General features: G+C 54.1%; 7 protein-coding genes. All 7 read left to right on the plus strand.

Going from position 1 to position 7870, the window contains the following annotated elements:
• Positions 1–394 (plus strand): hypothetical protein (locus tag ABYP39_RS15760; RefSeq protein ID WP_372783494.1); only part of this gene is annotated, 394 nt, incomplete at its 5' end.
• A gap of 227 nt (positions 395–621) precedes the next feature.
• Complete coding sequence (locus tag ABYP39_RS15765; RefSeq protein WP_372783496.1) at positions 622–1467, plus strand: HDOD domain-containing protein; 846 nt, start codon at positions 622–624, stop codon at positions 1465–1467.
• Positions 1468–1555: 88 nt separating this feature from the next.
• Positions 1556–2239, plus strand: a complete 684-nt coding sequence (locus tag ABYP39_RS15770) for a cytochrome c (RefSeq protein ID WP_372783498.1) — start codon at positions 1556–1558, stop codon at positions 2237–2239.
• On the plus strand, positions 2236–3408 hold the full coding sequence (locus tag ABYP39_RS15775; RefSeq protein WP_372748132.1) for a cytochrome-c peroxidase: 1173 nt from the start codon (positions 2236–2238) through the stop codon (positions 3406–3408). The genes ABYP39_RS15770 and ABYP39_RS15775 overlap by 4 nt, the downstream gene beginning before the upstream one ends.
• On the plus strand, positions 3405–4850 hold the full coding sequence (locus tag ABYP39_RS15780; RefSeq protein WP_372748131.1) for a parallel beta-helix domain-containing protein: 1446 nt from the start codon (positions 3405–3407) through the stop codon (positions 4848–4850). The genes ABYP39_RS15775 and ABYP39_RS15780 overlap by 4 nt, the downstream gene beginning before the upstream one ends.
• 55 nt (positions 4851–4905) lie before the next feature.
• A complete protein-coding gene (locus tag ABYP39_RS15785; protein WP_372748130.1) occupies positions 4906–7170 on the plus strand; it encodes a TonB-dependent receptor in 2265 nt (754 codons plus the stop codon).
• A 148-nt stretch (positions 7171–7318) separates the two neighbouring features.
• Positions 7319–7828 (plus strand): TlpA family protein disulfide reductase, encoded by a 510-nt coding sequence (locus ABYP39_RS15790; protein ID WP_372748129.1) that lies wholly within the window; start codon positions 7319–7321, stop codon positions 7826–7828.
• Positions 7829–7870: the final 42 nt, after the last annotated feature.

Raw genomic sequence — 7870 nt, forward strand, 5'->3', positions numbered from 1 at the left:
CAATCCGGAAACCTACGGCCAGTGTTTTGCAGACTGTACTGATCAGGATGTAACTACGGCCTGTCCGCTGCCGGTGGAAGGTGATCCGGGAGTGCCGGGAGAACTGCAGGAAGTGCTTGATCAGCTCAATGACTGTGCGGACCGTGATCCTGCAACAGTCTGCCCGCTGCCGGTAGAACAGCAGCCGGGCGGTGGTGATCCGGTGGCATGTGACTCTACTAATCCGGAAACCTACGGACAGTGTTTTGCAGACTGTACTGATCAGGATGTATCTACGGCCTGCCCGTTGCCGATCGAAGGCAATCAGGCTTCTCCGGAAACCGTACTTGAGCAGCTCAATGCCTGTGCCGATGGTGATCCTGCAACAGCCTGTTTGCTGCCTATAGAGGGCTAGCTTGGATTGTCCCCCGCCTGCTGAGCGTGTCATGTAGTGGCGGTTTCAGCTGGCAATCTTTGAGAAAGCCGCTAATCAGCGGCTTTTTTGTTTATCAAATAGTTAAATCTTTGTGTGTGGCATTAGGGCTAGCCCGTATTGCCATTTGATTCGCTGAGAGTGACAGTGGAGTTTTAGTTGTCGCAGGGTACGGACTAATTAGCGAACGATCCCATGAGAGTGGCAGCTTGAGCGCTGTTCGACGTGAGTTTTTTGCGCGAATTTTGAGGGCACTTAAGGACGGCACGCTCGAGTTGCCCAGCTTGCCCGACATAGCACTAGAAGTGCGATCGATAGCGCTTGAACGCGATTTGGCTCTGAACGAGCTAGTACAAGTGATTCAGCAGGATCCAGGCTTGAGCGCCTATTTGATCAAAATAGGGAACAGCGCACAGTATAATCGCGGGCGTGTGGTTTCTTCTTTAACGACGGCGTTGACGCGGCTTGGCATTGATGCCACCCGTGATCTCACCGCAAGTTATGCCATCCGCACCCTGTTTTTTCTGAAAGAGCCCACTATCAAAGGGCATCTACGTGCGGTCTGGCAGCGTAGCGTTCACACCGCTGCTATGGCGCATGTAATGGCTCCGCGCTGTGGGTTTCCAACGGAAAAAGCCCTGTTGGCGGGGTTGATGCAAGATATAGGAGCACTGCCAATTCTGGCGCAGCTCCAACACTTTCCCGATCTTGCAGCCAATCCCGCCAGTGTTCAGGAATTACTGCAACAGTTTGCCGGAAAAGTAAGCGGATTAATCCTGAATGCTTGGGGCTTCGAGCCCGCCATGGTTGTCGTCGGACTTGATCGCGAAGCATGGCTGCGGGACAGGCAGCCAGCTCCCGAGCTCGTCGATCTGATTCTGGTTGCCCGCTACCACACCTATATCGGACAACCCGGTTTTAAGGCATTGCCACCCTTGCCTGATATGCCCGCCTTTGCCAAGCTCGATCTTGGCGCTTTGGGGCCTGAACAGGGTCTGTTGTTTTTGAAGGAAGCCAAAGCCGAATTGGAAGCCCTCCGCCTAGCGTTGCAGTAGCGCCATGTTTTCGCTGTGCACTTGACCTGCAAACTGGGTTAGAATCTGGACACTACCATGTCTACCCGCTTTGTCTCGGAGAAATATAATGATAATCAAGCGCTTGGCAGTGTTTGTCGCCGCACTTTTTCTGTTTGCTTGCAGTGACGAACCTTCGATCACTGCCGATAGCCAGGAAGCCGCAAGCGATGCCAAGGCCATGCTCGCACAGGCAAGTGCGAGTGATGGCAAGGCGCTATATGTCGCTTGTCAGGCCTGTCACGGCCCAAAAGGCCAAGGCAATAGAGCGCTGAATGCGCCGTCGTTGGTCAATCAGAGTCCCTGGTACCTCAAGCGCCAAATGTTGGCCTTCATGGAAGGACGGCGCGGTGCGCACCCGGAGGATACTTTCGGGCAGCAAATGGCTGCTATCGCCAAAACCTTACCGGATCAGGCCGCGGTGGATGCATTGGTCGCCTATATAGATTCCCTCTCAGGCCACACTCCTGAGAGAACGGTAAAAGGCGATACTAAAAAAGGCGAAGATTACTACACCATGGTGTGCGGCTCTTGTCACGGGCCAAAGGCCGAGGGCAATGAGCTACTTGATTCACCGGCGTTGGCCGGGGTGGACGATTGGTATCTCGTTCGCCAGTTTGAACTCTTTCGTAAAGGAATACGCGGGGCCGACGACAAGTATGGTCGTCAGATGGTGATGATGGCGCCAGCCTTACCAACCGATGAAGACGTAACCAACGTCGTCAGTTATATCCAGTCTCTCGCAGAGAAATGATGCGCCGCTTCTGGTTGAGTATGCTGGTTGCTGTCGCGCCGTGGGCGTCAGCGACAGACTGGCAGTTATCGGAACATTGCCCTGCGGGCTTTCAGTTGGATGAGGGCCGCTGCTATTTCGCATCGCTGTATTCCGACTATCGCTCGCTGCAGGATTCGGGCGTTGGAGGGTTGAAAACAGGTTTGCCGGAGATTCGGGACGGATTTTCGCCGCAACAGATTGATCTGGGACGTTTGCTTTTTTTTGATCCCTTACTGTCTGGTGATCAATCTATAGCCTGTTCTTCTTGCCATCAGCCCGACAAGGCTTTTACTGACGGCTTGCCGCTAAGTCGTGGTATTCACAACCGCCTTGCCGCTCGCTCAGCACCAAGCCTTTGGAATGTCGGGTTTCTTAAGACGCTCTTTTGGGATGCGCGCGCCACCACGCTTGAGCAACAGGCAGAAGGCCCGTTGTATGCGGAACACGAGATGGGCAATACACCCGAACAATTGCTTTCAAGCCTTTCGCAGAATGCGATCTATCACGAACTGTTTGCGCAAGCGTTTCCCGGTATGGGGTTGTCGTTAGAGGCTGTCTATAGCGCGCTGGCAGCATTCGAGGCGTCGTTGATTTCGCTCAACAGCCGTTATGATCTCTATGCCCACGGCTTTCACAACGCGCTTAATGCACAAGAAATCGCGGGAATGAATATCTTTCGCTCGTTTGTTGCCCGCTGCGCCGAATGCCACACCCCGCCCCTGTTTACCAATCAGCAACTTGCGGTGCTGGGTACCCCTGAGCCTGAAGGCCGTGCGCTGGATATTGGTGCTGAGGGGCCAACAGGGGATCGTTCTTTGCGTGGCGGCTTTAAAGTGCCAAGTCTGCGTAATATAGAGTTAACCGCACCTTATATGCATTCTGGTCGTTTCAAGTCGTTGCGCGAAACCGTTGAGTTCTACACCAAGGGGCGGGGTCATGCGGTACCCGAGGGAGAGCACCTGAGTATCCACTGGCATATTTGGGAGCCTAAGCTCACGGATGCCGAGCTTGACCGGCTAGTAGATTTTCTTCGCACTCTTACAGATCAGAGTTTTATGCCCATTATTCCGGAGCGCGTGCCGTCAGGCTTACCTGTCGGCGGACAAACCCAACATCCTTCATCCCTCGCAATGGGAGATAAACCATGAAAAAAATAACGCTGCTGCTAAGCCTGCTTTTCTGCCTGCCGCTTTATGCTAAGGAGATAACAGTAAAAGACGGTGAGACCATACAGCAGGCCGTCAACAAGGCTGAATCGGGCGATGTCATTCTGATTCACCCCGGCACGTATCGTGAAAGTGTGTATATCGACAAGGACAACATCACGCTGCGGGGCGTTGTAAAGGAAGGTAAATGGCCATTGCTGGAGGGCGATCACAAGCTCAATGACGCCATTCTTTATTCCGGTAATGGCATCACAATTGAGTGGCTCAAGATCATGCATTACAAGGGTAATGCGATCATGGGGCAGTCCGGTAATAACTACGTGATTCGGAACAACTGGATTATCGATACCGGTGTTTACGGCATCTTCCCGCAGTTCGGCAAGAATGGCTTGATTGAATACAACGTGTTGAGCGGTATTGAGGATGCGGCGATATACGTAGGTATGTGTGACAACGTAGATGTGCGCCACAACGAAGTTTTTAACAGTGTCGCAGGTATCGAGATTGAAAATACCCGTCATGCATTGGTAGAGAACAACTACGCACACAATAATACTGCGGGCATACTGGTGTTTATTACGCCGGGCCTGCCCATCAAAACTGCCTACGACATCATTGTGCGCAACAATTTTATCGTCGATAACAACACGCCGAACTTTGGTGCCCCAGGCTCAATCGTATCCAAAGTGCCCGTGGGTATTGGTGTCGTGGTGATGGCGGCTGACGATGTGAAGATTGAGGGCAATATCATTACTGGCAATAAAACCGCCGGCATCGTCATTACCGATCTGGCGTTTGTGACCGATGTCGCCAGTGACAAGGAAAGCGAGCCCAATCCGGACAATATCAAGGTGCTGGACAACCTGATGTTCAACAATGGCGCTGAACCGGTTGCCGAGGTCAAGGCTGCCATGCTGACCAAATTCAAGACCACTGGCCCGGACATTCTGGCCAATGTGGGCAGTGCCCAGGAACCGGACAACTGCATACTTAATGCCGAACGCTATACTTCCTTTGGTATCGGCAAGTGGAGCAAGTGCGAGATCACGACCACGGCAGACGTGACCACCTACCTGCTGCCGGAAGATGCCGCCCCTCGCACCATCGAAAGCGATGCCGACCGTGTGGCGCGTTTGTACAAAGGAATCTGTGCTGGTTGCCATGCCTATAACCTGCGTATGATTGGGCCTCCTACCATGGCTATTCAGGCGCAGTACTACGAAAACCCGCAGGGTATTGCCGACTACCTTGCCAATCCGGTGAAAAAGCGCCCGGACTTTCCACCGATGCCCTCGCAGGGGCATTTGTCCGAGGAATTGCGGCTGAAAGTGGCCGAGTACATGCTGTGTCTGTCACCGAAGAAACTTAAAGAAGTGGCCGCCGCTCAGGGGCAGGTCGCCAAGTGTGAAAAAATGGCCGACTAACGCAAGCCCGGGGCTGCCTCCGGGTTGAACAGCTGCTAAACGAGAGTAAAGAATAATGAAAAAAACGTCGCATCGATTAGCTCTCCCCCTGTTGGCTTTTACCGCCACGGCGGTGGCAAAAGACCTGGCGCTGGAGGAGGTGGTGGTGACCGCCCAGAAGCGGGAGCAGAACGCCCAGACCGTGCCGGTTACCGTGGACACGGTAACCTCGGCAGACATTGAAAACACGGGCGCCCTGATTCTGGAAGACATGCAGGATTATATTCCCGGCTTTCAGATTGGCAGCACCAAGGATGGTGAAGCGGGCGGCGGTATTACCCAGTCGCAGCTGGTCGTGCGCGGCGTGGAGGGCTCGAATATCAGCACCGGCGGCGACCCCTCGGTAGCGGCTTTTTACGACGAAGTTTATCTACCGCGCGCCGCCACAACGGTCGCCTTTTCCGATATGCAGCGTATTGAAGTGCTCAAGGGGCCGCAGGGTACCTTGTTTGGGCGCAATGCGGCGGCAGGTGTTGTTAGCATGATTCCCAATGCGCCGGGCGAGGAAACCGAAGGCATGCTCAGCGCGCGTATCGGCAACTACGGTCTGCGACGCTACGAAGCGATGGGCAATATCACGCTTGGTGGCGTTGCCTTCCGGGTTAACGCATTGACCAATACGCGTGAAGCGGTGATCGAAAACTTTGGCCCGTCGCCGAACGATCCGCGCGAGCAGGACAATCAGTCAGCGCGGCTGGCAGCGCGCTGGGATGCCAGCAACTGGCTGACCCTGCAACTGTCCTATGATTATGACAAGGTCGACAACGGACCCAAGGCAGCACTGGGTGTGCTCAACGATAGAACCCAATACCCCGACCCAACCGATCGCAAGCTCAATACCGACGTTATCGCAGGTCGCGAAACCCGTGATATGGATGCCTGGATCGCCAAGGCCTTTTTCGATATCAACGAACAGTGGGCGGGTAAGTTCATCACCAGTTACCGCCAGTTCGATACCTTCAACCTGCAGGACGAGGATGGTACCGGCGAGCACGAGGTATACGTTGATACGAACAATATCGAAGACTCTGATATTTTCTACAACGAACTGCAGTTCAATTTTACCGGTGACTTTCTCGACCTGGTTGTAGGGCTGAATTACAGCGACGAAGATACCTTTCAGCGTACCGATCTTACCTTCAGTACCGCTGCCGCTGTGTCGCTGGCGTCAGCGCAGGTGGGGATTCCGCCATCGCTGCTCAATTCGCTGATTGGCCCGGGCTACGAGGGCACCTTTGGCAGCGAAAGCATGCTGAACGAGGGTTCTTTCAAGAACTATGGCGTATACGGCGATGCGGATTTCACTTTGAGCGATCGCTGGAACGTCATAGTCGGGCTTCGTTATTCCAAGGATGAGAAAGAATTCAGCTGGCACGCGCCGCATTCGGACTTTGTGATCGCCCAATTGCTCGGTGAAAACCTTATCTTCAATACTGAAAACAACGAGCCGGAGTATGCCGCCGAAGAATGGAGCAAGGTGACCGGCCGGTTGGTGGCCAATTACCAGATGACCGAAGAGGCCATGACCTACCTGTCGTATTCCACCGGGTACAAGTCGGGTGGTTTTGACTCACTGAATCCGGGCAGCGGTCAGGCGCCGCTGGAGCCGGAAGAAGTGGTGAATATCGAGCTGGGTATCAAGGGCGACTTTTTCGACAAGCACCTGCGTACCCAAATTGCGCTGTTCTATATGGAGATAGAGGATCGGCAGGAATCCATCGAATCCCAGCAACCCGGTACCGGCGCGGCAGTTCCCACGGTGATCAATACCGACGAGGAATTTACCGGCACGGAAATCACCCTGGATTGGCTGATTTCAGACCAGCTGCGTACCGGCATTATCTACAGCTACCGGAAGCAGGAATCCCAGCGTGAAGCCCACTTCGATGCCCAGGCCGAATTCAAGGAAGCCGAGCAGCTGAATGTCACTGCTCCGCAGGACTACACCATTACCCTGGACTGGTCGCCGGTGTTGCCCTTCGGCTCTCTGTTGATCCATCTGGATTATATTTTCAAAGACAACACCGACCCGGAAAACGAAGATCACGAAGACTTCTTCTATCAGGTTAACGGCTACGGCGAAGATTCCCGCGTGTTCAATGCCCGGGTCTTGTTTGTACCCGGCGCGGGAAATTTTGAAGTGGCGCTGTGGGGCCGCAACCTGACGGGGGATGATGGCATTTCGCAGCCGGGTGGTCTCACTGGAGATCTGCTGGGCACCTACCACGTTGGTGTGCGAGATCCTCGCACTTACGGTGTGGACCTAAAATACGTGTTCTAGTTTTGGTTTGGACGTAAATCGCTCACTATACTGACGGTATGCGTCTTTCCAGTGCTGGCACGGCAAAGCCAAACTTGGCGTGGGTGGGTGCCGAGGTAGCGGCAACAAATAGTTAGTCTCTATATGGATGGGGAGGGCGCGTCTTACGATGATTTTGCGATGTGTTGTACTAACACTGCTGTGGTTTGCGCCGCTGAGCTACGCGTTGAAGGTGGGTGACCCGCTGCCCAACTTTGCACGCCCGGGCTTGCTGCATTCGGATACCTTGCGCACCGAAAACCTGAAGGGCCGTGTCCTCTATATCGATTTCTGGGCTTCCTGGTGTGGCCCTTGCCGCGTATCGCTACCGGCAATGGATGTCTTGTTTCGCGAATTTCAGTCGCAGGGCTTCACTGTGGTGGCCGTTAATCTTGATAAAAATGAAAATGAGGCTCAGGCCTTCCTAAAAGCCCACCCGGTAAGTTACCCTTTGGTGAAAGACGACGGCAGCTTGCCCAAGCGCCTTGGCGTGGTCGGCATGCCAACCGGTTTTCTGGTGGATCACACCGGCCTTGTACGGGCCGTGCACGAAGGGTTTCGCAAGGGCGATGAACGCAAATTGCGTACCCAGATTGTACGGTTGCTCGAGGAAGCCCGGCAGCAGAAAAGTCGGCAATAGCCGCTGGCAATAACAGCTGGCAATAACAGCTGGCAATAACAG

The organism is Litorivivens sp., assembly GCF_041625495.1.
GTDB lineage: Bacteria > Pseudomonadota > Gammaproteobacteria > Pseudomonadales > Spongiibacteraceae > Litorivivens.